This window comes from Streptomyces sp. NBC_00461, assembly GCF_036013935.1.
GTDB lineage: Bacteria > Actinomycetota > Actinomycetes > Streptomycetales > Streptomycetaceae > Streptomyces.
Window position 1 is genome coordinate 5698240 of sequence record NZ_CP107902.1, and the last position, 21824, is coordinate 5720063.

23 protein-coding genes and 1 pseudogene are annotated in these 21824 nt (G+C 70.8%); 10 read left to right on the forward strand and 14 right to left on the reverse strand.

The window, feature by feature from the left end; genetic code table 11:
• Positions 1-167 precede the first annotated feature (167 nt).
• Positions 168-1910, forward strand: coding sequence for a lysine--tRNA ligase (gene lysS, locus OG870_RS26695; protein ID WP_266519150.1), 1743 nt, complete (start codon positions 168-170; stop codon positions 1908-1910).
• Positions 1911-1978: 68 nt separating this feature from the next.
• Here lysS and OG870_RS26700 read toward each other — a convergent pair whose 3' ends face one another.
• From OG870_RS26700 to OG870_RS26710, 3 genes are all read right to left on the reverse strand, one after another.
• A complete protein-coding gene (locus OG870_RS26700) occupies positions 1979-3316 on the reverse strand; it encodes a DUF2637 domain-containing protein (protein ID WP_327692333.1) in 1338 nt (445 codons plus the stop codon).
• A gap of 182 nt (positions 3317-3498) precedes the next feature.
• The gene (locus OG870_RS26705; protein WP_405624665.1) at positions 3499-4413 is read right to left on the reverse strand and encodes a DUF3558 family protein; all 915 of its coding nucleotides are present in this window, start codon (positions 4411-4413) and stop codon (positions 3499-3501) included.
• A gap of 133 nt (positions 4414-4546) precedes the next feature.
• A complete protein-coding gene (locus OG870_RS26710; protein WP_327691567.1) occupies positions 4547-5401 on the reverse strand; it encodes a DUF3558 domain-containing protein in 855 nt (284 codons plus the stop codon).
• 205 nt (positions 5402-5606) lie between these two features.
• Here OG870_RS26710 and OG870_RS26715 point away from each other — a divergent pair, with 205 nt between their 5' ends.
• Positions 5607-6800, forward strand: coding sequence for an RtcB family protein (locus OG870_RS26715; RefSeq protein ID WP_266589136.1), 1194 nt, complete (start codon positions 5607-5609; stop codon positions 6798-6800).
• A gap of 196 nt (positions 6801-6996) precedes the next feature.
• Here OG870_RS26715 and OG870_RS26720 read toward each other — a convergent pair whose 3' ends face one another.
• From OG870_RS26720 to OG870_RS26735, 4 genes are all read right to left on the reverse strand, one after another.
• The gene (locus OG870_RS26720; protein ID WP_266844618.1) at positions 6997-8262 is read right to left on the reverse strand and encodes a GNAT family N-acetyltransferase; all 1266 of its coding nucleotides are present in this window, start codon (positions 8260-8262) and stop codon (positions 6997-6999) included.
• Positions 8263-8290: 28 nt separating this feature from the next.
• Positions 8291-8437 carry a hypothetical protein gene (locus OG870_RS26725; protein ID WP_266519161.1) on the reverse strand — a complete coding sequence of 49 codons (147 nt, stop codon included), beginning with the start codon at positions 8435-8437 and terminating at the stop codon, positions 8291-8293.
• Positions 8437-9213: an SDR family NAD(P)-dependent oxidoreductase gene (locus OG870_RS26730; protein WP_266519163.1), complete on the reverse strand. Its 777-nt coding sequence runs from the start codon at positions 9211-9213 to the stop codon at positions 8437-8439. The genes OG870_RS26725 and OG870_RS26730 overlap by 1 nt, the downstream gene beginning before the upstream one ends.
• A gap of 71 nt (positions 9214-9284) precedes the next feature.
• Positions 9285-9623, reverse strand: coding sequence for a YnfA family protein (locus tag OG870_RS26735; protein ID WP_266589140.1), 339 nt, complete (start codon positions 9621-9623; stop codon positions 9285-9287).
• A gap of 95 nt (positions 9624-9718) precedes the next feature.
• Here OG870_RS26735 and OG870_RS26740 point away from each other — a divergent pair, with 95 nt between their 5' ends.
• Together OG870_RS26740 and OG870_RS26745 are read left to right on the forward strand one after the other, a co-directional pair.
• A complete protein-coding gene (locus OG870_RS26740; protein ID WP_266519167.1) occupies positions 9719-9880 on the forward strand; it encodes a hypothetical protein in 162 nt (53 codons plus the stop codon).
• 65 nt (positions 9881-9945) lie between these two features.
• Positions 9946-10419: a MarR family winged helix-turn-helix transcriptional regulator gene (locus OG870_RS26745; protein ID WP_266589144.1), complete on the forward strand. Its 474-nt coding sequence runs from the start codon at positions 9946-9948 to the stop codon at positions 10417-10419.
• Here OG870_RS26745 and OG870_RS26750 read toward each other — a convergent pair.
• The gene (locus OG870_RS26750; protein WP_266844614.1) at positions 10416-10850 is read right to left on the reverse strand and encodes a winged helix-turn-helix transcriptional regulator; all 435 of its coding nucleotides are present in this window, start codon (positions 10848-10850) and stop codon (positions 10416-10418) included. The genes OG870_RS26745 and OG870_RS26750 overlap by 4 nt on opposite strands.
• 124 nt (positions 10851-10974) lie before the next feature.
• Here OG870_RS26750 and OG870_RS26755 point away from each other — a divergent pair, with 124 nt between their 5' ends.
• Complete coding sequence (locus tag OG870_RS26755) at positions 10975-11865, forward strand: NADP-dependent oxidoreductase (RefSeq protein WP_266519173.1); 891 nt, start codon at positions 10975-10977, stop codon at positions 11863-11865.
• 296 nt (positions 11866-12161) lie between these two features.
• Here OG870_RS26755 and OG870_RS26760 read toward each other — a convergent pair whose 3' ends face one another.
• Positions 12162-13586: an MFS transporter gene (locus OG870_RS26760; protein ID WP_266519175.1), complete on the reverse strand. Its 1425-nt coding sequence runs from the start codon at positions 13584-13586 to the stop codon at positions 12162-12164.
• Between the two features lie 134 nt (positions 13587-13720).
• Positions 13721-14572: a helix-turn-helix domain-containing protein gene (locus OG870_RS26765; RefSeq protein WP_327691572.1), complete on the reverse strand. Its 852-nt coding sequence runs from the start codon at positions 14570-14572 to the stop codon at positions 13721-13723.
• A gap of 126 nt (positions 14573-14698) precedes the next feature.
• On the opposite strand from OG870_RS26765, the gene OG870_RS26770 reads away from it, so the two are divergent.
• The 5 genes from OG870_RS26770 (at position 14699) to OG870_RS26790 (ending at position 19420) form a co-directional block, all read left to right on the forward strand.
• Positions 14699-15790 carry an LLM class flavin-dependent oxidoreductase gene (locus OG870_RS26770; protein ID WP_327691573.1) on the forward strand — a complete coding sequence of 364 codons (1092 nt, stop codon included), beginning with the start codon at positions 14699-14701 and terminating at the stop codon, positions 15788-15790.
• 20 nt (positions 15791-15810) lie between these two features.
• Entirely contained in the window at positions 15811-16404 is a 594-nt protein-coding gene (locus OG870_RS26775) for an FMN reductase (RefSeq protein ID WP_266589154.1), read from the forward strand.
• 128 nt (positions 16405-16532) lie between these two features.
• Positions 16533-17246: a response regulator transcription factor gene (locus OG870_RS26780; protein ID WP_323178443.1), complete on the forward strand. Its 714-nt coding sequence runs from the start codon at positions 16533-16535 to the stop codon at positions 17244-17246.
• Positions 17247-18731, forward strand: a complete 1485-nt coding sequence (locus OG870_RS26785; protein WP_327691574.1) for a HAMP domain-containing sensor histidine kinase — start codon at positions 17247-17249, stop codon at positions 18729-18731.
• Positions 18732-18901: 170 nt separating this feature from the next.
• Positions 18902-19420 (forward strand): DUF3515 family protein, encoded by a 519-nt coding sequence (locus tag OG870_RS26790; RefSeq protein WP_266589158.1) that lies wholly within the window; start codon positions 18902-18904, stop codon positions 19418-19420.
• Positions 19421-19434: 14 nt separating this feature from the next.
• Here the strand turns inward: OG870_RS26790 and OG870_RS26795 are convergent.
• The 4 genes and pseudogenes from OG870_RS26795 to OG870_RS26810 form a co-directional block, all read right to left on the reverse strand.
• Positions 19435-19686 (reverse strand): annotated as a pseudogene (locus tag OG870_RS26795) (ornithine decarboxylase); the annotation flags it as partial.
• A gap of 86 nt (positions 19687-19772) precedes the next feature.
• Positions 19773-20888: an iron-containing redox enzyme family protein gene (locus OG870_RS26800; RefSeq protein ID WP_266589160.1), complete on the reverse strand. Its 1116-nt coding sequence runs from the start codon at positions 20886-20888 to the stop codon at positions 19773-19775.
• Entirely contained in the window at positions 20885-21160 is a 276-nt protein-coding gene (locus tag OG870_RS26805; RefSeq protein ID WP_266589166.1) for a CDGSH iron-sulfur domain-containing protein, read from the reverse strand. The genes OG870_RS26800 and OG870_RS26805 overlap by 4 nt, the downstream gene beginning before the upstream one ends.
• Complete coding sequence (locus OG870_RS26810) at positions 21144-21821, reverse strand: HemK2/MTQ2 family protein methyltransferase (protein ID WP_266519196.1); 678 nt, start codon at positions 21819-21821, stop codon at positions 21144-21146. The genes OG870_RS26805 and OG870_RS26810 overlap by 17 nt, the downstream gene beginning before the upstream one ends.
• Between the last annotated feature and the right edge of the window lie 3 nt (positions 21822-21824).

Below are 21824 nucleotides of genomic sequence, written 5' to 3' on the forward strand. Positions count from 1 at the left end.
ATGGGGGGTGAAGCGGTTTTTTTGACTGCGGGAGGGTGCGGGCCCGTCGCGCCCGCGCGGTGGAGCCGCATGCCGGGGCAGTCCCCCGCCGCTTGCCAGGGGCCGCCCGCCTAAACTGGGCGCCGTGGCCGTTTTGACCGTACTGGCCGCCCCGGAGAAAGAAGGACGTGCCGATCGTGGCTCAGAGCACCGAGACCGCCGACTGGGTCTCCCGTTTCGCCGATGACGTCATCGAAGAGTCGGAGCGTCGGGCCCCGGGTAAACCCGTCGTCGTCGCGTCCGGACTCTCCCCATCGGGTCCGATCCACCTGGGCAACCTGCGCGAGGTCATGACCCCGCACCTCGTCGCCGACGAGATCCGGCGGCGCGGACGCCAGGTCCGGCACCTGATCTCCTGGGACGACTACGACCGCTACCGCAAGGTGCCGGCCGGTATCGCGGGCGTCGACGAGTCGTGGGCCGAGCACATCGGCAAGCCGCTGACGTCCGTGCCCGCCCCCAAGGGCTCCGCGTACCCGAACTGGGCCGAGCACTTCAAGGCCGCCATGGTCGAGTCGCTCGCCGAGCTGGGCGTCGAGTTCGACGGGATCAGCCAGACCGCGCAGTACACCTCCGGCGTGTACCGCGAGCAGATCCTGCACGCCATCAGGCACCGCGCCGACATCGACGCGATCCTCGACCAGTACCGCACCAAGAAGGCCCCCGCGAAGAAGCAGCAGCAGAAGCCCCTCGACGAGGCCGAGCTGGAGGCCGAGGAGGGCTCCGGCGCGGCCGGCGAGGACGACGGCAGCGGCGGCACCGTCGGCTACTTCCCGTACAAGCCCTACTGCGGCAACTGCGAGAAGGACCTGACGACGGTCACCTCGTACGACGACGACACGACCGAGCTGACGTACGCCTGCACCGCGTGCGGCTTCTCCGAGACCGTCCGGCTCAACGAGTTCAACCGCGGCAAGCTGGTCTGGAAGGTCGACTGGCCGATGCGCTGGGCCTACGAGGGCGTGGTCTTCGAGCCGAGCGGCGTCGACCACTCCTCGCCCGGGTCCTCGTTCCAGGTCGGCGGCCAGATCGTCGGGATCTTCGACGGCAAGCAGCCCATCGGCCCGATGTACGCCTTCGTGGGCATCAGCGGCATGGCGAAGATGTCCTCGTCGAGGGGCGGCGTACCGACAGCCGCGGACGCCCTGAAGATCATGGAGCCGCAGATCCTGCGCTGGCTCTACGCCCGCCGCCGGCCCAACCAGTCCTTCAAGATCGCCTTCGACCAGGAGATCCAGCGCCTCTACGACGAGTGGGACAAGCTCGACGCGAAGGTCGCCGACGGCTCCGCACTGCCGGCGGACATCGCGGCACACTCGCGCGCCGTGGGCACGGCCGCCGGTGACCTGCCCAGGACCCCGCGCCCGCTGCCGTACCGGACGCTGGCCTCGGTCGCCGACATCACCGCCGGACACGAGGACCAGGCGCTGCGCATCCTGAGCGAACTCGACCCCTCGGACCCGCTCACCTCCCTCGACGAAGCCCGCCCGCGCTACGACAGGGCCGAGGCCTGGATCAACACGCACGTCCCCGCCGACCAGCGGACCATCGTGCGCGGCGAACCCGACGCCGACCTGCTGAAGTCCCTCGACGAGGCGTCCCAGCAGTCACTGGGCCTCCTGCTCGACGGACTCGCCGAGAACTGGTCGCTCGACGGACTCACCCACCTCGTCTACGGCGTACCCAAGGTGCAGGCCGGCTTCCCCGCCGACGCCACGCCGAAGGAACTGCCGGCCGAGATCAAGACCGCCCAGCGGGCGTTCTTCGCGCTCCTCTACCACCTGCTGGTGGGACGCGACACAGGACCGCGACTGCCCACGCTGCTCCTGGCGGTGGGACAGGAGCGGGTGCGGACCCTGCTCGGGAAGTAGTCGGTAGGAAAAAGGGGGCTCTCGGCAGAGAGCCCCCTTTTTCTTGGTCTTCTTCTTGGTCTTCGTGCTCAGGCGATGTGGTCTTCCTGCAGTTCCGCCGTGTGGCGGTTGGTGAAGCGGTTGACCATGCGATCGGCGTCGCGCTGCGGGAGCGTGACGCCGTACGTCGCCTCCACGTCACCTCTGAACTGGCCCGAGGTCGGGTAGCTGCCGTCTATCGACTTCTTGAAGACCAGGTAGAAGTCTTCCTCGGTCAGCTCCGTGCCGCCGCCGGCACCCAGCTCACGAGTACGGCCCGGGCCCGAGGGGATCGGGAAGGTGCCGGTGTCCTCCGGGGAGGGCTCCGGGGCCGGCTCCTCCTCGTGCTGCTGCGGGAACGCCTGCTGCTCGAACCCCTGCTGTTCCTCGAACCGTTGCTGTTCCTCGAACTGCTGCCGGGCCTGGAACTGCTCGGCCTGCTGCTGCTCCGCGTACCACTCGGTGTACGCGATCTCCGGGTCGTACGTCGGGTCGTAGCCGCCCTGGTACGCGACGGACTGAGGGTCCCGCGCCTGGAGCCACTGACTGTGCTGCTCGGCGTAGTCCGGCTGCTCGGCGGGCTCGTCGCCCCCGGGAGCGGGACGCTGTTCCCGGGCAGGGGCCACGTTGTTCTGTACGGCGGGTGCCGTCGCGGGGGTGCGACTGTTCACCGCTGCGTCGGCCCGTTCCAGGGCCGGTTGCGGCGCGGGCGGCAGCAGTACGGGTTCGATGCCCGCCGCCGCGAGGCCCTCGGGGGCCGTCTGTGCCAGCGGAACGCCGTACCGGGCCAGCCTCAACGGCATCAGCGACTCCACCGGAGCCTTGCGCCGCCACGCTCGGCCGAAGCGGGAACGCAGGCGGGCCTGATACACCAGCCGTTCCTGCTCCAGCTTGATGACCTGCTCGTAGGAGCGCAGCTCCCACAGCTTCATCCGCCGCCACAGGAGAAACGTCGGCACGGGGGACAGGAGCCAGCGCGTCAGCCGCACGCCCTCCATGTGCTTGTCGGCCGTGATGTCGGCGATACGGCCGATCGCGTGCCGGGCCGCCTCGACGGAGACCACGAAGAGGATCGGGATCACCGCGTGCATGCCCACGCCCAGCGGGTCCGGCCAGGCCGCCGCGCCGTTGAAGGCGATCGTCGCCGCCGTCAGCAGCCAGGCCGTCTGCCGCAGCAGCGGGAACGGTATTCGTATCCAGGTGAGCAGGAGATCCAGGGCCAGCAGGACGCAGATACCCGCGTCGATGCCGATCGGGAAGACGTAGGAGAAGTTCCCGAAGCCCTTCTTCAGGGCCAACTCGCGGACCGCCGCGTACGAACCGGCGAAGCCGATGCCAGCGATGATCACGGCGCCGGAAACGACCACGGCGATGAGAACGCGGTGCATCCGAGTCAGCTGCAGTGGCGCGGCCACCGTAATCCCCTCCCCTTGCGTGCTGTTGCGCGCAACAGAGTGGCACATGTGTGCGCCCTACGAGGCGGCGGGACGGGTGGAGCCCGGTCCCCTCAGGGTCCCGGGCTCCATCAAAAGGCGGTGCTGAGCTGCGAGTTGCCGTCCAGGTGTGACAGTCAGCTCTTCTTTGACGCTGAGGAGGACGGGGAGGCCGAAGCGGACTTCGAGGGGTTCGAGGCCTTCGAAGGAGACGCGGACGCCGACTTCGACGCCGACTTGGAAGGCGAGGGCTTCGCCGTGCCCGAACCCGAGCCGCCGCCTGTGCCCGAGCCGCCGTCGCCGTTCGCCGCCGACACCGCGGCGACCGCCTCCTTGGCCGCCGACTCCGCGGCCTTCGCCAGCGTGTCCGCGCTCGGGGTCTTCTCACCGGCCAGACCCGCACCGTTGTAGTCGAGCGTGATCACCACGTTCTCGACCCGCGTCACGACCGTCTGCTGCTTGAAGGAACCCTCCTTCTTCTTCAGGTCGTAACGCACCAGCGTCGCCTCGTCGCCCGTCCCGGAGACCGGCTCGGTCTTCGCGTTCTTCGCGCCCTCGACCGACTGGGCGTCCTTGACCTGCTTCTCGTAGTACGCGTGCGCCAACTTGTCGCCCTCACCGCGCTGGGCGTCCGACTCGAAACGCAGCAGCGAGACATTGAGCCAACGGAACTGCGAGCCCTTCACACCGTTGTTGTCCAGACTGCTCCAGGAGCAGCTCGCACGCGTCGAATCATCCGACTTGCCCTGCTTGCCGGACTTGGCGCCCTTCGGTACCAGCGAGGTCAGCGACTTCTTCGACAACACCCCGCACGAGTCCGGCAACTTCCGGTAGGCGGCGGCCTGCACCGTCGGCGCCGTACTCGCGGTCGCCGCCGCCGTTTCACCGGCGCTCGCGCCCTTGCTGCCCCCGTCACCGGAGCCGGAGTCCGAGGAGCAGCCGGCGGCGAACACCATCACGGGCACTGCGACCGCGCCGGCAAGGAAGCGGCCTGAGCGCCTCACTCGCCGGTCTCGCTGGTTCCGCTGGTCTCGCTCTGCTCGTCGCTGCATGGTTCCTTCACTCATGACGCTGTGGTTCCTGCGGTCGGCGGGTTCGGGTCCGAGGGGCCACGGTACGCGGTGAGGAAACTGTGCGCTTCTGCTTCCTGCGCTTTGAAGACGGGCGTACGGGACGGGCGAAGGGTCACTGACCGCCCAGCGTGTCCGACAGCTGCGCGGCCAGTTTCCGGGCCCTGTCCTGCATTTCCTTGCTGTCGGGGGCAACGCCGACAGTGGCCGGCTGCTCCTCGTACTGGATGGTCACAATGACGTTGGACGTGCGGAACGCCACAGTCACCGTGCGCTGCTGAGCCGTCGAACCGGAGCCGCTCAGCGCGTCGTCCAGGAACGCCTCGTCACCGAGATCGGTGAGGGTACGGGGCTGGAGATCGGACGGGGCCACGGAGGGAGACGCGGAACCCGAGGCAGAGCCAGAGGCAGAGACAGAGGCGGAGGCCGAGGGCGAGGAACCGGGGTCGGCGCTGCTCGTGGAAGGGGCGCTGGAGCTGGGGTTGGACGTGGGGTTGGATGTGGGGCTGGAACTCGCCGGCTCGGGAAGGTCGGCCGCCGTCAGCCTCTCCGCGAACACCACCTGTGCCTCGTTGTCGTCGCTCACCGCGTTGTCGTAGGAGACGACGCGCTCGAAGTCGACGAGGAGATGGTCCGTCGCCTCCGCCGACTCGACCTTCCAACGGCAGCCCACCTTGCGGTCGGTGTCGTACGTCAGCGTCGCATCGCCCTCATAGGCCTTCTGGCGCTGCTCCGCGTCGGTGATCTGCTGGATGCCGGGCAGCAGCGTGTCGAGAGTGTCCTCATCGACGGCACTGCACGGCTCAGGGAGCGTGCGGTACTTGCCCGGTTGGGCCGCGGCCGTCGCCGTGCCGGCGTCACCCGGATTGGAGTTGTCCGTCGAACCGCCGTCGTTCGAGCCGCCGGTGCAGCCGGCCAGCAACGCCACGAGCAGCGCGGCGATGCCGGATACAAACACCTTCCGCTGCACGGTCGGGCTCCTCTCGACGGCGGCTCTGTGGCCGTTGCTTCAGTGTCCCCGCTGGTAAATCGCTTGCCGCACGGGGGCGTCCCCTGAGGACAATGTGTATCGCACGCACTGCCGTGGACGCCGGTCCGCTGTCCCTTTTCAGCGACCTTGGCGCCGGTTTTGCGATTACAGACTTCTGTTGTGTTTCCGGGGGAATGAGGACGATATGTCGTACGTGGAAATGCCGGGCGCGAAGGTTCCGATCCGTATGTGGACCGACCCGGCGACGGTCGAGGACGTGGCCCTGCAGCAGCTGCGCAACGTGGCGACCCTGCCGTGGGTCAAGGGCCTCGCCGTCATGCCGGACGTGCACTACGGGAAGGGCGCGACGGTCGGGTCCGTCATCGCCATGCAGGGGGCCGTGTGTCCTGCGGCGGTGGGAGTGGACATCGGGTGCGGGATGTCGGCGGTGAAGACGTCACTGACGGCCAATGACCTCCCGGGTGACCTGACCCGCCTGCGCTCGAAGATCGAGCAGGCGATACCGGTGGGGCGCGGGATGCATGACAGTCCGGTGGAGCCGGGACGGTTCCACGGGCTGGCGACGGCCGGGTGGGACGACTTCTGGGGGCGGTTCGACGGGGTCGCGGAGGCGGTGAAGTTCCGGGAGGAGCGGGCCGTGAAGCAGATGGGGACGCTCGGAGCCGGCAATCACCACCTTGAGGTCTCGCTCGATACCGAGGGGTCCGTCTGGCTCACGCTGCACTCCGGGTCCCGCAACATCGGCAAGGAACTGGCAGAGCACCACATCGGCGTGGCCCAGAAACTTCCGCACAACCAGGGCTTGATCGACCGTGACCTCGCGGTCTTCGTCTCGGACACCCCGCAGATGGCGGCGTACCGGAATGACCTCTACTGGGCGCAGGAGTACGCGAAGTACAACCGCTCGATCATGATGGCGCTCCTCAAGGACGTGATCCGCAAGGAGTTCAAGAAGGCGAAGCCGACCTTCGACATGGAGGTCAGCTGCCACCACAACTACGTTGCGGAGGAACGCTACGAGGGGATGGATCTGCTGGTGACCCGCAAGGGCGCGATCAGGGCGGGCGCGGGTGACCTGGGGATCATCCCGGGTTCGATGGGTACGGCCACGTACATCGTGAAGGGTCTCGGGAACGAGAAGGCGTTCAACTCGGCCTCGCACGGCGCGGGTCGGCGCATGAGCCGCAATGCGGCGAAGCGGCGCTTCTCGACGAAGGATCTGGAGGAGCAGACTCGGGGCGTGGAGTGCCGTAAGGACTCCGGCGTCGTGGATGAGATCCCGGGTGCGTACAAGCCGATCGAGCAGGTGATGGATCAGCAGCGGGACCTCGTGGAGGTCGTGGCGAAGCTGAAGCAGTTCATCTGCGTGAAGGGCTGAAACGGCGAGGTCCCCGGCGTGTGCCGGGGACCTCGTTCAGTTCGTCATTGGTCGGTTGGCATGGGTACTTTGCCCGTGCGCAGACGCCAGAGGAGGATGTAGGAGCTCTTCTCGGGCCGTCGAGTCGATGTTGTGGCGTGAGCCCAGGTCGCGCGTTCGGGCGGCATGCGGGTGATCGAGACGGCTCCCCTGTGGGTTACGGGAGCCGTTTCTCCAGCAGCGTCACCGCGTACGGGCTCCCCGCCCCGCCGTCCTTCGCACGCTGTTCGCCGATCACCGTGTAGCCCGCCGACTTGTAGTACGCGCGCAGGCGTGGGTTGGTGGACAGGCAGTCGAGGCGGGCGTACGGGCGGCCGGTGGCGGCGATGCGGGACTCCGCTTCCGCCAGCATGCGGCGGCCCGTTCCGGGTGGGGCCGTGTGCGGGGTTGTCATCAGGCGGTGGATGTAGCCCGCGTCGGCGGGGCGGGGGCCCCAGGCCGCCGGGTCGTCCCACCACAGTTCCCAGGCGCCGGCCAGGTGGCCGCCGGAGTGGGCCAGCCAGACCTCGCCCTCCCGCATACGGGTGCGGAAGTGGGTCTCGCCCTTCGCGCCGGGCTGCCACTGGTCGATGCCCCGGGCCAGTTGCCAGAGGGCGGACGAGTCGTGGAGACGGGCGAGGGCGGGGGCGTCGGACGGGGCGGCCTTGCGGTACGTCGGCACCGGCGGGGCGGTGGGGCGGGGCTCCAGGAGTGCCCCGCGCAGGGTCGTGGCCAATGCCCGTGCGTCCAGGGACAGTTCGCGCGCCACGTAGTTCTCGGTCGAGCCGTGGCGCGCCGTCATGGCGGCGAGGAACGTGCGCATCACCGCACCCGGGGCGCGGCCGAAGCCCGGCCATGTCGGCTTGCGGCCGTCGTTTCGTCTCGACCAGCTGGCGCGGATGCCCGGGGTGGCCAGTTCCGTGAGGCTGAAGTCCTCGACGACTGTCGTTTCCGGAATGCCCAGCAACCCGAGGATCAGCGCCGCCAGTTGGCCCGTGCGGTCCTTGCCCGATGCGCAGTGGAAGACCAGCGGGGTGCCTGATTCGGCCGACTCCGCGACCAGTTCCAGGGCCCGTCTGATCTCCTTGACGCCGTCCTGAGCCACCTCCATGTAGCGCTCCGCGAGGTACGGATCCGGATCGATGTCCGGGGTGAGCGCGGCCTGGTCGTACGGGCGGTGCTCGATGCTCAGGTTGTGGTACGTGAAGGACGGGTGGCCGGGGACGCGGCCCCTGGCCTCGGCCTCCCACGGGTGGCGCAGGTCGATGACCGTGCGGACGCCGAGGGACAGGAAGCGGTCCCAGTCCGCCGAGCCCTCGGCCAGCTTGCCCAGGGAGTCCGCGCGGTACAGGCGGCCGGGGCGGATCCGGTGGCCGTCCGGGGTCGAATAGCCGCCCAGGTCACGGAAGTTGTGCAGCCCGTCGAAAGCGATGTGTCTGTCCACAGGCTGTGACCCTACGGTGCTCGCGCCGCTACTTGGCGTGCAGTACCGCGTAGATCATCACGAACGCCACGATGTGGATGCCGAAGAGGAAGTACGCGAGGTAGTACCAGACATAGCGCTCGCGTTTCTTCTCCAGGGCCAGGCGCTGCTTGTCGATGTCGTCCGCTCCCGGCATCACAGCTCCCTGTGCACCTTCGTGTTGGAGGCCTGGGCGCGGGGGCGGAGGACCAGGAGGTCGACGTTGACGTGGCTGGGGCGGGTGACCGCCCAGGTGATCGTGTCCGCCACGTCGTCGGCCGTGAGGGGTTCGGCGACGCCCTCGTACACCTTCGTCGCCTTCTCCTTGTCGCCGCCGAAGCGGGTGAGTGCGAACTCGTCCGTCTTCACCATGCCGGGGGCGATCTCGATGACGCGGACCGGCTGGCCGACGATCTCCAGGCGGAGGGTCTCGGCGAGGACGTGTTCGCCGTGCTTGGCGGCGACGTAGCCCGCGCCGCCCTCGTACGTGCTGAGTCCCGCGGTGGAGGAGATGACCACGATCGTGCCGTCGCCGCTCTCGACGAGCTTGGGCAGCAGGGCCTGGGTGATGTTCAGGGTGCCGATGACGTTCGTCTCGTACATCGTGCGCCAGTCGGCCGGGTCGCCGGTCGCGACCGGGTCGGCGCCGAGCGCGCCGCCGGCGTTGTTGACCAGCACGCCGATGGTCTTGAACGCCGTCGCGAACTCGTCGACCGCGGCGCGGTCCGTGACGTCCAGCTGGTACGCGGCGGCGGAGTGGCCGGCCGTGTTGATCTCCTCCGCCAGCGCCTCGATCCGGTCCTTGCGGCGGGCGGTGAGGACGACGCGGTAGCCGGCCGCGGCGAGCTGCCGGGCCGTGGCGGCGCCGATTCCGCTGCTCGCACCGGTGACGACGGCGATGCGGGAGGCGGCGGACGGTGCGGCGGTGGCCATGGAGTGCTCCTCGTACGCGGGGGTGATCGTGGGATCGAGGGATCGACCTGGCGTCCAGGGTATAGAGCTCGTCAGCCGCCGTTCCGTGGTGCCCACATGATCAGTGCCATGCCCGCGAGGCAGACCAGCGCGCCCGTCACGTCCCAGCGGTCCGGGCGGTAGCCGTCGGCGACCGCGCCCCACAGGATCGAGCCGGCCACGAAGATCCCGCCGTATGCGGCGAGGATGCGGCCGAAGTGGGTGTCGGGCTGGAAGGTGGCGACGAAGCCGTAGGCGCCGAGGGCGAGGATGCCGCCGGTGATCCACAGCCAGCCGCGGTGTTCGCGTACGCCCTGCCAGACCAGCCAGGCGCCGCCGATCTCGAAGAGGGCGGCCACGACGAAGAGGGCGGCGGAGCGGGCGATGAGCATGTCCGCAGCCTCGCATGCCGCTCCAGGAGGTCTTACGCCATCAGCGCACACACGGACCATGATTCCCCGGCCATCACCCCGACCAGCGTGACGATGTGGGCGGAGAGATCAGGCTGAGCGTACGGCTGCGGGTTGCGCCGTCCGAGGTGCTGCTGGAGATCGACACGGCGTGGAGCGGGGGCGCCGTCGACCGCAATCGGCAGAACGATCAGCAGCGGGTGCTCGTGCTGGACACCGGGGACGAGTACTACTTCTGATGAGTACTGCTTCTGGCGAGCCTCTCGTACGATCTCTGCACGGCGCAGACGAAGAGGAGCACGACATGGCCGGGAACGCGCGTGAGCGGCTGCTCGACGAGTTGTCGGATGTCTCGCGCCGCTACATGGCCTCGTACGCCTTGTTCAACCAGGCCGTCGCCGACCATCTCGGGCTGCATCCGACCGACCTGCAGTGTCTGAACCTGCTGACGCTGGAGGGCGGGCCGGTGACGACCGGCCGGGTCGCCGAGATGACGGGGCTGACGACCGGGTCGGCGACGCGGTTGGTGGACCGGCTGGAGAAGGCTGGTTACGTCGTACGGGAGCGGGACGCGGCCGATCGGCGGCGGGTGCTCGTGGCGACCGTGCCGGAGCGGATCGCCGAGTTCGGGCGGATGTGGGACCGGATGGGCGGCGGGTGGTCCGCCCTCTTCGACGGGCTCGACGACGGCGAATTGGCCGTGGTCATCGGGCACATGCGGCGGACGGTGCGGTTCAGCGGGGAGCAGATCGCGCGGCTGCGGGCCGGCGAGGTCTAGCCCGCCTGGACACCCTGCTTCTCGGCGGTCCGTGCGGTCTCGGTGTCGTAGCGCTCCCGGGCCTCGTGCACCTCGTCGAAGTGGGTCTCGGCCCAGGTCTTCACGGCGGTCATCAACTGGGCGAGGCTGCCGCCGAGTTCGGTGAGTTCGTAGTCGACGCGGACCGGGACGGACGGGGTGACCGTGCGGGTGAGGATGCCGTCGCGCTCCAGTGAACGCACCGTCTGCGTCAGCATCTTGGGGCTCACGCCGGCGATCTTGCGGCTGAGGTCGCTGTAGCGCATGGGGCCGGTGGCGAGGGCCGCGACGACGAGGCTGACCCACTTGTCGCTGAGGCGGTCGAGGAGCTGGTTGGTGGGGCAGGCGCGGATGAACGCGTCGTACTCGGTGCGGGCCTGCTCGCGCTTCTGAGCCGCTGTCATGGTCGCCATGGCTCTCCTCCCGGTGAGGTAGGCACCTCCAGGTAACTACTTCCCCCTGGATAGTAACTCTTCCTACGGTTGTCGCAGCTGAACGGAAGCCCTACGAAGAATCTCGATTCCAGGAGAACTGATCATGCGTGCTGCAGTGGTGAGGACGTTCGGTGGCCCCGAGGCCGTGGAGGTCGTGGACGTGGAGATGCCCGAGCCGGGTGCTCGTCAGGTGCGGATCAAGGTCGCGGCGGCCGCGCTGAATCCGGTGGACGCGGGTGTGCGGGCCGGGTTCTTCGGCGGTGCGGGCAAGCAGATCGGGTTCGGCTGGGACGTCGCCGGGACGGTGGACGCGACGGGCGTCGCCACCGCGTGGAGCGTCGGTGACGAGGTGGTGGCCCTCGACTACGGCATGGTGAAGCCGCTGGGCGCGCATGCCGAGTACATCGTCGTGGACACGGATGCGGTGGCCAAGGCGCCGGCCACCGTCGACGCCGTGCACGCGGCGACGCTTCCGTTGAACGCGCTGACCGCCGTACAGGCCCTGGATCTGCTGGAGTTGACGGCCGGACAGTCGCTGCTGGTGACGGGCGCGGCCGGTGCGGTCGGCGCCTTCGCCGTCCAACTCGCCGCCCACCGAGGGGTGTCGGTGACCGCGCTGGCCAGGGAGGGCGACGAGGAGTTCGTACGGTCCCTGGGGGCGGCGCACTTCACGTCCGGTGCCGTCGGGGCGGGGAGTGTCGACGCGGTGCTGGACACGGCGATCCTCGGTGAGGCGGCGCTGGAGTGGGTGCGGGACGGGGGCGCATACCTGGGCGTCATCCCGCAGGCGGCCCCGGCGTCGGTGCGCGGGGTGCGGACCGGCGCGGTGGAGGTGAGCGCCGACGGGGCCCGCCTCGCGGAGCTCGCGGCGCTGGTCGACGAGGGGGTGCTGTCGCTGCGGGTGGCCGAGACCTACGCCCTTCAGGAGGCGGCGAAGGCGCACGCCCGCCTCGCGGAGGGCGGCGTGCGCGGCCGGCTGGTCCTGGTCCCCTAGGCCTGTCCGTCGGATCATGCCGGCGTCGCGGGCCCTGGCGCGCACTCCTCCACTGCCTTGAAGGCGTGGGGGAGGGGACCCCCCAGCGGCGTTGTCGTCACTCGCCGACTCCCCTACTCTCGGCTCCGGTCAAGCGGGGGGGGGAGCCCCATCGCGTCGACTCCCTCCTCCGCCTTGCAGCCGCACGCACCAGACCCCGCTCGGGGCGGCGACAACGCGCAGCCCCTTCCGGCCGGCCCGATCCGCGGGACAGGCCCTGGTGCCCCGACAGGCAACGGCCCTCGTTCGCGCGCTCCCTAGTGATCCTGCGCGGGAGCCCTGCGCGGCAGCAGTCGTACGAGGGGCAGGCACAGGGTGACGGCCGCGGCGACCACGGCGAGGCTCACGAGCAGGGCGTGGGGTTCGCCGCCGTCGGCCGCCTTGAAGTACACGGTCGTCACGGCGGCGGCGCCGATCGCGTTGGCCAGCTGCTGCACCGCGTTGAGCGAGCCGCTCGCGCTGCCGGCCTCCTCGGGGGCGATGTCGCCGATGGTGACGTCGTAGACCGTGCCGAAGCAGGTGCCCATGCCGAGGCCGATCAGGAGGAGCGGCGGAACGAGGGCCCAGCTGCCGGGAGCGGCGGCCCCGCACGCGAGTGCCGCCAGGTAGCCGCAGCCGGCCAGGATGATCAGCAGGCCCGCGACGACCAGCAGCCGCCCGTAGGTGTGGATCAGCCGGTAGCAGGCGATGGACGCGACGACGATGCCCGCGGAGAGCGGGATCAGGCCGAGTGCGGTGCCGGCGGGGGAGCGGCCGAGGCCCTGCTGGAAGTAGAGGGAGACGACGTAGAGAAGGCCGGCGACCGCGGCGAAGGCGAGGATGCCGAGGATCAGGCCCGAGGTGAAGCCGCGGTTGCGGAGCAGGGAGGGGCGGATCAGGGGGTCGGCGGCGGTGCGCTGGCGGTGGCAGAAGGCGGCGAACAGGGCGAGGCCGAGCAGGAGCAGGGCGAGCGGCCGGGAGGTCCAGCCGGTCGCCGAGCCGTCGATGAGTCCGCCGAGCAGGCCGAGCATGGCGCCCGCGAGCAGGGCGGAGCCCGGGATGTCGACGGAGACGGACGGGTCGCCGGTGTCGCGGGGGAGCAGGCGGGCGGCGGCGAGCAGGGCGGCGGAGCCCAGGAGCAGGTTGATCAGGAACATGGGGCGCCAGCCCAGGCCCGCGACGTCCGCGTCGACCAGGAAGCCGGCGAGGATCGGGCCGCCGACCGCGGACAGTCCCATCACCGGCCCGAACAGGCTGAACGCCTTGCCGATCTCCTCGCGCGGCCAGGTCGCACCGAGGATTCCGAAGCCCTGGGGGACGAGGAGGGCGCCGAAGGCTCCCTGGGTCAGGCGGGCCACGACCAGGAACGCCGGAGTCGGGGCCAGCCCGCACGCGACCGACGCGGCCACGAACCCGGCGAGTCCGATCAGGAACAGCCGCCGGCGCCCGAACCTGTCGCCGAGCCGTCCGCCGGGCACCAGCAGCACACCGAGCGCGAGGGCGTAGGAGGCGCCGAGCCACTGCACGAGACTCGCGCCGCCGCCGAGGTCCCGCGTGATGGTGGGCGCGGCGATGTTGGTGATCGTCGCGTCGAGGAGGTCGAGGACGTCGGCGGCCAGGACGACGGCGAGAACGGCCCAGCGGGTGCGGGTGCGGGTGCGGAGGGCCGGAGAATCATCTGCGTTACGAAGAGTCTGCGTCACGCAGATAAATATCCGTGCTGCGCTCCCGGCCGTCAAGGGAAAATCGTCGGAGGCCGGCCTCGGCCGGCGGGCCGGGGTGCAGGGCTGCGCTCCGGCGCGCGGCGGAACGGGGCGCGCCTGACGCGCCGAGGCGCCTAAGTGCCTGGAGCCGAAGCAGGAGCCGGAGTCGAAGCCGTTGGATTCGCGGCGTAGGCGGTGGGTGGCATTCCCACCGTCGCCGTGAAGTCCCGTACCAGATGGGCCTGGTCGGCGTAGCCGAGGTCGGCGGCGAGGGCGGCCCAGTCCACCTCGCGGTCCGTCTCCGCGTGCTCCAGGGCCTCGTGGATGCGGTAGCGCAGGATGACCCACTTGGGGCCCACGCCGACGTATCCGGCGAAGAGGCGTTGCAGCAGTCGTACGGACATGCCCTCCGCGCGGGCGAAGTCGGCGACGCGGCGGATCGTGCGGTCGGTGCGGATGCGGTCGACCAGGGCCGTCGCGAGGTCGGCCTGGGGGTCGGGGCGCGGATCCAGGGCGAGGAGGAAGGCGTCGAGTGCGGCGATGCGGGCCCGCTCGTCGTCCGGGGCGAGGGCGGCGGCGACGGTGGCGGCGAGGTCGGTCTGCGGGAAGATCTCCGGGGAGAAGACCCTTCGGCCCGTCCACTCGCTCACCGCCCGCCCGGGCGCGAAGGGCCGGAAGGCGCCCGGCCTGAACTTGATGCCGCACACCCGGCCGCGCCCCTCCAGCTTCTGCGTGAACAGGCCGTGCTGGATGCCCGCGATCTCCACGCGAGGCTCCTGGCCCTCGAACTGCTGGAAGACGATGTGGACGGCGGGGTGGGTGACCACCTGCGAGACGTACGGTTCCTGGAGGTCCCAGTCGATCAGCCAGTAGTGCTCGACATGGCGGCGCAGCGGTTCGGCGGGCTCGGGGCGGCGGAAGTCCACGCGCGCGAGGAAGTCCGCGGCGCCGACGATGCCTCGGGTGTCTCGGCGTGGGGTGGCCATGTCGCGATCGTAGGACGGGGCACTGACAGTCGACGCGGGGTGCGGAATACGGGTGCGGAATACGGGGGGCGGGGTCGTCGTTGCCGGGTATAGTTGAACAGTCAACAACCTGGAGGGTGAGAGACCATGCAGTTCGGGATCTTCAGCGTCGGCGATGTCACGCCGGACCCGACGACCGGCCGTACGCCGACCGAGCGCGAGCGCATCAAGGCCATGGTCGCCATCGCGCTGAAGGCCGAGGAGGTCGGCCTCGACGTCTTCGCCACCGGCGAGCACCACAACCCGCCGTTCGTGCCGTCGTCGCCGACCACGATGCTCGGTTATGTCGCGGCGAAGACGGAGAAGCTGATCCTCTCCACGTCCACGACGCTGATCACCACCAACGACCCGGTGAAGATCGCCGAGGACTTCGCGATGCTGCAGCACCTGGCCGACGGCCGGGTCGACCTGATGATGGGCCGCGGCAACACCGGCCCGGTCTACCCCTGGTTCGGCAAGGACATCCGGCAGGGCATCAACCTCGCCGTCGAGAACTACGCGCTGCTGCACCGGCTGTGGCGCGAGGACGTCGTCGACTGGGAGGGCACCTTCCGCACGCCGCTGCAGGGCTTCACCTCCACGCCCCGGCCGCTGGACGACGTACCGCCGTTCGTCTGGCACGGCTCCATCCGCTCGCCCGAGATCGCCGAGCAGGCGGCCTACTACGGCGACGGCTTCTTCCACAACAACATCTTCTGGCCGGCCGACCACACCAAGCGAATGGTCGAGCTGTACCGGCAGCGGTACGCGCACTACGGGCACGGCACGCCCGAGCAGGCGATCGTCGGCCTCGGCGGGCAGGTGTTCATGCGGCGCAACTCGCAGGACGCGGTGCGGGAGTTCCGGCCGTACTTCGACAACGCGCCGGTCTACGGCCACGGGCCCTCGCTGGAGGACTTCACCGACCAGACCCCGCTCACCGTCGGCTCGCCGCAGCAGGTGATCGAGAAGACGCTGAGCTTCCGCGAGTACGCCGGCGACTACCAGCGCCAGCTGTTCCTGCTCGACCACGCGGGGCTGCCGCTGAAGACCGTGCTGGAACAGCTCGACATGCTGGGCGAGGAGGTCGTGCCGGTGCTGCGCAACGAGTTCGCGGCCGGGCGCCCGGCGAACGTGCCCGAGGCGCCGACCCACGCGTCCCTGCTGGCCGCCGCCGAGAAGGACGAGGCCGCCGTATGAACGGAGAAGGAGGCCGCCGTATGAAGCTTGTCGTCGTCTCGGCGGGGCTGAGTGTTCCGTCGTCCACCCGGCTGCTGGGCGACCGCCTCGCCGCCGCGGTGGGCCGGCAGACCCCTGCCGATGTGCAGGTCGTCGAGCTGCGCGACCTCGCCGTGGAGATCGCGCACAACTTCACCAACGGGTTCCCCGGCCGGAACCTGTCCGCCGCGCTGGACGCGGTGACCGAGGCCGACGGGCTCGTGGTCGTCACCCCCGTCTTCTCGGCGTCGTACAGCGGACTGTTCAAGTCCTTCTTCGACGTGCTCGACAAGGACGCGCTGGCGGGCACGCCCGTGCTGATCGCCGCGACCGGCGGTACGGCCCGGCACTCCCTGGTGCTGGAGCACGCGCTGCGGCCGCTCTTCGCCTACCTGCGGGCGGTGGTCGTCCCGACCGGGGTCTACGCCGCCTCGGAGGACTGGGGCGCGGAGGGACTGGACGGACGGATCGAGCGGGCCGCTCAGGAACTGGCGGCGCTGATGACCGGGCTGGGCGCGGGGGCCGCCGACAGGAAGTCGGAGCCCGACCTGGTGCCGTTCGAGCAGCAGCTCGCCGCCCTTCGTCCCGCAGGGTGAGAGGACGGTAGGGGCAGGGTCCCGGTTGCGTCACAGGGGTGAGAGGCCAGTAAGAAGGGTCCCGGGTGAGCTGCTCATCACGGCGCGGCACTCCGGGCCCTTGGCACTATGGGTGGGTGCCCCAAACTGTGCTGCTCGCCGAAGACGACCGCGCCATCCGCCATGCCCTGGAGCGGGCCCTGAGCCTGGAGGGCTATCAGGTCACCGCGGTCGCCGACGGCGTGGAGGCGCTGGCGCAGGCCCACAAGACCCCGCCGGACGTGCTCCTGCTGGACGTGATGATGCCCGGCATCGACGGGCTGCAGGTCTGCCGGGTGCTGCGCGCCGAGGGCGACCGCACCCCGATCCTCATGCTCACCGCCCTCGTCGAGACCGCGGACCGCATCGCGGGCCTGGACGCGGGCGCCGACGACTACGTGGTCAAGCCGTTCGACGTCGAGGAGGTCTTCGCGCGGCTCCGGGCCCTGCTGCGCAGGACCAGCACGGACAGCGGGGCGGCGGCCCCGGCCGACGTCCCCAGCAAGCAGCCGCAGATCTCCGACCGGCAGATCGAGGCCGCCGGCCTGCGCATGGACGTGCAGGCGCGGCGCGCCTGGCGCGAGGAGCGCGAACTGGAGCTGACCCGCACCGAGTTCGAACTGCTGGAGCTCCTGGTCCGTAACGCCGGAATCGTCCTCGACCACTCCACCATCTACGACCGCATCTGGGGCTACGACTTCGGGCCCGGTTCCAAGAACCTCGCCGTGTACGTCGGCTATCTGCGCCGCAAGCTCGACCAGCCGGGGGCACCGGCGCTGATCCACACGGTGCGCGGTGTGGGTTACGTGCTGCGGGAGGACTGAGTGGGCCGGCTGCGGCGGCTGCTGGCCAGACGGCGGCCCGGGCTGGTCTCCCTGCGCACCACGTTCGCGGTGTCGTTCGCCGCGGTCACCGCCGCCGTCACGGTGCTGGTCGGTGTGCTGTCGTACGGCGCCGCCGCCCGGCTGGTGCGGGTCGACCAGGAGTCCGTGTTCGACCAGGTCGTGCAGGACCTGCGGGACGAGGTGCGCCAGCACCGGATGACGACGGACGACTTCTCCTCCTCGGCGCCGGGCCACGACATCGTGCGGCCCGCGCGTACGGACGTCCAGGTACTGGGGCGGGACGGCACCGTCGTCGACCCCGGCAGCCCCGGACTGCCGGTCACCGCCGCCGACCGGTCCATCGCCGCCGCGGACGACTCCGCGAGGATGGCCGAGCACAAGGACGTCGACGTCGCCCAGGACGTCTACCGGATCGCGACCGTCTCCCTCGGCGACGGGCGGGGCGCGGTGCAGGTCGCGCAGGAGTTCAGCGACACCGAGGACCTGCTGCGGGCGCTGCAGCAGCGCACGCTGATCCTGATGGCCGCGGTCGTGACGGCGGCCGGCCTGTTCGGATGGTGGCTGGCCCGGCGCATCACCCGCCGCCTGATCATTCTCACCTCGGCCGCCGAGGACGTCGCCCGCACCCGCCGCCTCGGCATCGAGGTGCCCGTGGCCGGCTACGACGAGGTGGGCCGCCTCGGCCGCGCCTTCGACCGCATGCTGGGCCGCCTCGCCCAGTCCGAGGAGGACCAGCGCCGCCTGGTCCAGGACGCCGGGCACGAGCTGCGCACCCCTCTCACCTCGCTGCGTACGAACATCTCGCTGCTGCGCCGCATCGACGAACTGCCCCCGGCCAGCCGCGACGACCTGGTCGCGGACCTGAGCCAGGAGGCACGTGAACTGACCGACCTGGTCAACGAACTGGTGGACCTGGCGGCCGGGCAGTCCGACAACGAGCCGCCCCAGCGGGTCGACCTCGCGGACATCGCCGAGGACGTCGCGGGCCTCGCCTGCCGTCGCACCGGACGCGAGGTCACGGTCCGCGCGAGCGGCGACACGACGACCGACGGGCGTCCGGGGATGCTGCAGCGCGCGATCTCCAACCTCGTGGAGAACGCGGCCAAGTTCGACCGCGACGGAACGGGCCACATCGAGATCGCCGTCTCCGGCCCCGCCCGGCCGGGCACGGTCCGCGTCGAGGTCCTCGACCGCGGTCCCGGAATCGCCGACTGCGACCTGATCCGCGTCTTCGACCGCTTCTACCGCGCGGCCGACGCCCGCTCACTGCCCGGGTCCGGGCTGGGCCTGTCGATCGTGCGGGAGGTGGCGATGGCGCACGGCGGGGCGCCGTTCGCGTTCCGCCGCGACGGGGGCGGGGCGGTGATCGGCTTCACGGTGGGCGGGGTGCCGGGGGCGGGGCGTGGGCCGGGGGTGAGGGGCGGAGCGCAGGCCGAGGTGAGGGGCGGAGTGGGCCGGGGGTGAAGGGCGGAGCGCGGGCCGGGAGTTGGTGATCGGCTGTGGAATTGGCCCTGCGGGCGGGTGCCCGATTCGCCGGTGGGGGTGCTGGGGGAGTGCCGTGACTCCGGTGGAAGACTCGCCGGGTACCGGGGGCCGGTCCGTCGGTGGCCGGGTGACGGGGGAAGGTGCGGTTCGTGATCACGCGTGGGGTGTCGTCCGTCGTCCGGGGATCGCGTAGGACCCGAGCCGCCGTGGCCCTGGGCCTCGCCGGCCTGGTCGCCGGGACCCTCCTCGTCGTATGCGAGGTGAACTCACCGGCCGAAGGCGTCAGGGCAGCGCCGAGGGGCGACGCCCCGGAGTGTCACCGCGTCGCGCAGGGCTTCCCGCCCGGCCTCGCGGGACTGGACCGTACGGACACCGACGTGCCCGGCGTGGCCGTGTGGGGCGACGGGGCGGTGACCGCGCGCTGCGGGCTCCGGACGCCCGACCCGACGCTCGACCCGTGCGTGAGCGTGGACGGCATCGACTGGGTGTGGCGACCGAAGTCGCCCGACGGGACCAGGGTCCTCGTCACCTACGGCCGCGACCCCGCCGTGGAGATCACGCTCTCCGCCCGGGTCGCGGCCGTCGACGACGTACTGGTGGAACTCAGCCGCGCGGTGCGACCGCTCGCACAGCACGACAAGTGCATCGGCGACGGGGATCTCATGTAGAACTCACCGGAGTGGTGGTCCGCGTGCACCGCGTCGGCCATCAGCTTCTCGGCACGCTCCAGCACCTGCCCACGGGACAGCCGGTCGTCAAGGCCGCCGTTGGCCAGGACGTCGCCGTGGTAGACGGCGTCACCCAGCACAGCCCGCGCGCGGGGGTCCGCGCCGCGTGCCTGTTTGTGCCCGGGAGGAAAGAAGCCCATCTCGTCGGCGTCGCGATACCGGGCAAGTGCGTCGAGGACGGGGGCCTCGTCGTGGTTCGGAGCCATGGGTGCCGGGTTCCCCACCCGCAGCCGGTGTACCGCTGTGCCGCGCGTACCGCCACGGCACGCTCACGGCGAGCCGCCGGGCTCCTTCACGGGTGCGTGGGGCGCGGGTGGGTGCTGGGTGGGGGTGCCAGGCCAGGTCCGCGCAGTGCCGTCGCGCCGGACCGCCAGGCCCGCAGCAGCCCGGCCGACAGACGGTTCTCCAGATGGGTGGTCGCACGGATCCCGAAGGTCACGTCGGCCTCCAGGCCCGGTTCGCTCTCCAGGAGGCCCCCGACGACGTCGTGTCGTACGACCTGTTCGTGCACGGCGTCGGCCTCCACGTGCTCGGTGTAGAACCGCACGGCCGCCGGTCCGGCGCCCGTTCTCCGCATGGCCTCGGCGAGGCGGCGGGAGGCGGGGGGCGAGGTCACCTCGACGGTGGCGAAGTGGCCGACGAGCGCACCGCGCAGTGCTCGGTGCAGGCCGAGCAGCGACATCAGGTTGACGGTGGCGAGCGCCTCGGCCGGGGCCGCGTCGACGTAGTGCCCGTACGCCGTGTCCAGGTCCAGGTCCGCCATCAGGTCGGCGAACAGTTCCGCGTGGATCTCGTCCGCACGGCCCGCGCCGAACTCGTCGAACTCCACCGCCACCATCGCCGCCTTCGCCCGCCCGTGCAGCCGTGGGATGACCCAGGCATGCGGGTCCGCCTCCTTGAGGTGGTAGAGCGAGCGCAGCGCCGCGTATTCGCGCAGGTGGCCGAGGTCGCCTTCGTCGTGGAGGAAGTGCGAGACGCTCGTACCGTCGTCGCCGGCCGGTTCGATCTGGAGCTCGTTCAGCGCCTGCTGGGCCGTGTCGGCGCCGGCCATCGGCACGTCCTCGCGCAATGCACCCAGGAAGCGGTTCTCGATCGCGCCGCGGCAGGCCAGGAGACGGCTGTCCCACTCAAGGTGGTCGGGGACGTCCTGGAAGCCCTGGTAGTGCAGCTCGTAGAGGAGATACAGGGCGAGCTGCAGGTCGTCGCCGTACGGGTGGCAGTCGTCGGGGGAGGGGACGGGAACGGGGACGGAGAGGCCCGCCTGGGGCGATTCCCGCAGCAGGGCCGTCACGGCGGCGGAGAGCGGGCCGCGCGGTTTGGGGAGACGGGGGGACCGCTGCCGGGGCCGGGACCGGGATTGCGATTCGGATCGGGTGCCGGTGCCGGTGCCGGATTGGGTGCCGGTCATGCGGTACCGCCCTCTCGCGCAGTGCTCGCTTCCTCTTGAGCGGTGGTCGCTTCGGAGGCGGTCTCCGGGGCCCGTGGTGGGGTGCGGTGGCGGTGGCTGGTGTCGCACCAGGGGAAGAGCCGGCTGCGACGGCAGGTGCAGACGGCGACCGTGAAGCGGTCGGACACCGTCACCTCGCCGTTCTCGCCGACCACTTCGACCGGCCCCTCGATCAGCAGGGGCCCGTCCCGCTGGACGCGGATCCGGCGCGGGCGTTCAGGCGTGTTCGGCACGGATCACCACCAGCTCCTCCGTCGTACCGTCGTCCGTCAGCCCCCGCTCGCGCAGCCAGCCGAGCCGCGAGTGCAGCACACGGCCGTAGGGGACCCGGAACCGGTCGGCCACGTCCCCGCGCAGGCCTGCCCCCGCCAGGCGGGCCAATGTGGCGTCCACGCCGCACAGGTCCGACTGCACGATCAGCAGCGTCCCCGTCGGCCGCAGGACCCTCGGCGCGCTGTCGCAGACGCGGTCGATCAGCAGGCGGCCGTCCGGACCGGCGTCCCAGGCGCGGGCGATTCCCCGGGGCGGCGCATGGCCCGGAGCGGGCACGTACGGCGGGTTCGCGAGCACCAGGTCGAAACGGCGGCCGGGAATCCCCGACGTCAGGTCGCCGTGGCGTACGCGCAGGGTCTGTCCGTTCAGCAGGGCGTTGAACCAGGCGACCGCGATCGCCCGCCAGGAGATGTCGACCGCGGTGACCCGGCCGCCGAGCCGCGCCGCCTCCACCGCGAGCACCCCGCTGCCGGTGCCCAGGTCCAGTACGTCCGTCCGTGCCGTGATCGACTCACGGCGCAGGGCCCGCCCCAGAAGCCGCGTGTCGGCCTGCGGGCGATAGACACCCCGGGGAACCCAGTAGCGCAGCGGGGCGGCGGCGATCGAGCATTCGGCTGCCATGGA

Bases quoted from the DNA above. Each gene is read 5' to 3' on its own strand.
- OG870_RS26700 (WP_327692333.1), bottom strand. From the start codon at position 3,316: ATGCACCGCGTTCTCATCGCCGTGGTCGTTTCCGGCGCCGTGATCATC.
- OG870_RS26705 (WP_405624665.1), bottom strand. From the start codon at position 4,413: ATGCAGCGACGAGCAGAGCGAGACCAGCGGAACCAGCGAGACCGGCGA.
- OG870_RS26715 (WP_266589136.1), top strand. From the start codon at position 5,607: ATGTCGTACGTGGAAATGCCGGGCGCGAAGGTTCCGATCCGTATGTGG.
- OG870_RS26725 (WP_266519161.1), bottom strand. From the start codon at position 8,437: ATGCCGGGAGCGGACGACATCGACAAGCAGCGCCTGGCCCTGGAGAAG.
- OG870_RS26730 (WP_266519163.1), bottom strand. From the start codon at position 9,213: ATGGCCACCGCCGCACCGTCCGCCGCCTCCCGCATCGCCGTCGTCACC.
- OG870_RS26735 (WP_266589140.1), bottom strand. From the start codon at position 9,623: ATGCTCATCGCCCGCTCCGCCGCCCTCTTCGTCGTGGCCGCCCTCTTC.
- OG870_RS26745 (WP_266589144.1), top strand. From the start codon at position 9,946: ATGGCCGGGAACGCGCGTGAGCGGCTGCTCGACGAGTTGTCGGATGTC.
- OG870_RS26750 (WP_266844614.1), bottom strand. From the start codon at position 10,850: ATGGCGACCATGACAGCGGCTCAGAAGCGCGAGCAGGCCCGCACCGAG.
- OG870_RS26755 (WP_266519173.1), top strand. From the start codon at position 10,975: ATGCGTGCTGCAGTGGTGAGGACGTTCGGTGGCCCCGAGGCCGTGGAG.
- OG870_RS26765 (WP_327691572.1), bottom strand. From the start codon at position 14,572: ATGGCCACCCCACGCCGAGACACCCGAGGCATCGTCGGCGCCGCGGAC.
- OG870_RS26770 (WP_327691573.1), top strand. From the start codon at position 14,699: ATGCAGTTCGGGATCTTCAGCGTCGGCGATGTCACGCCGGACCCGACG.
- OG870_RS26775 (WP_266589154.1), top strand. From the start codon at position 15,811: ATGAAGCTTGTCGTCGTCTCGGCGGGGCTGAGTGTTCCGTCGTCCACC.
- OG870_RS26800 (WP_266589160.1), bottom strand. From the start codon at position 20,888: ATGACCGGCACCCAATCCGGCACCGGCACCGGCACCCGATCCGAATCG.
- OG870_RS26810 (WP_266519196.1), bottom strand. From the start codon at position 21,821: ATGGCAGCCGAATGCTCGATCGCCGCCGCCCCGCTGCGCTACTGGGTT.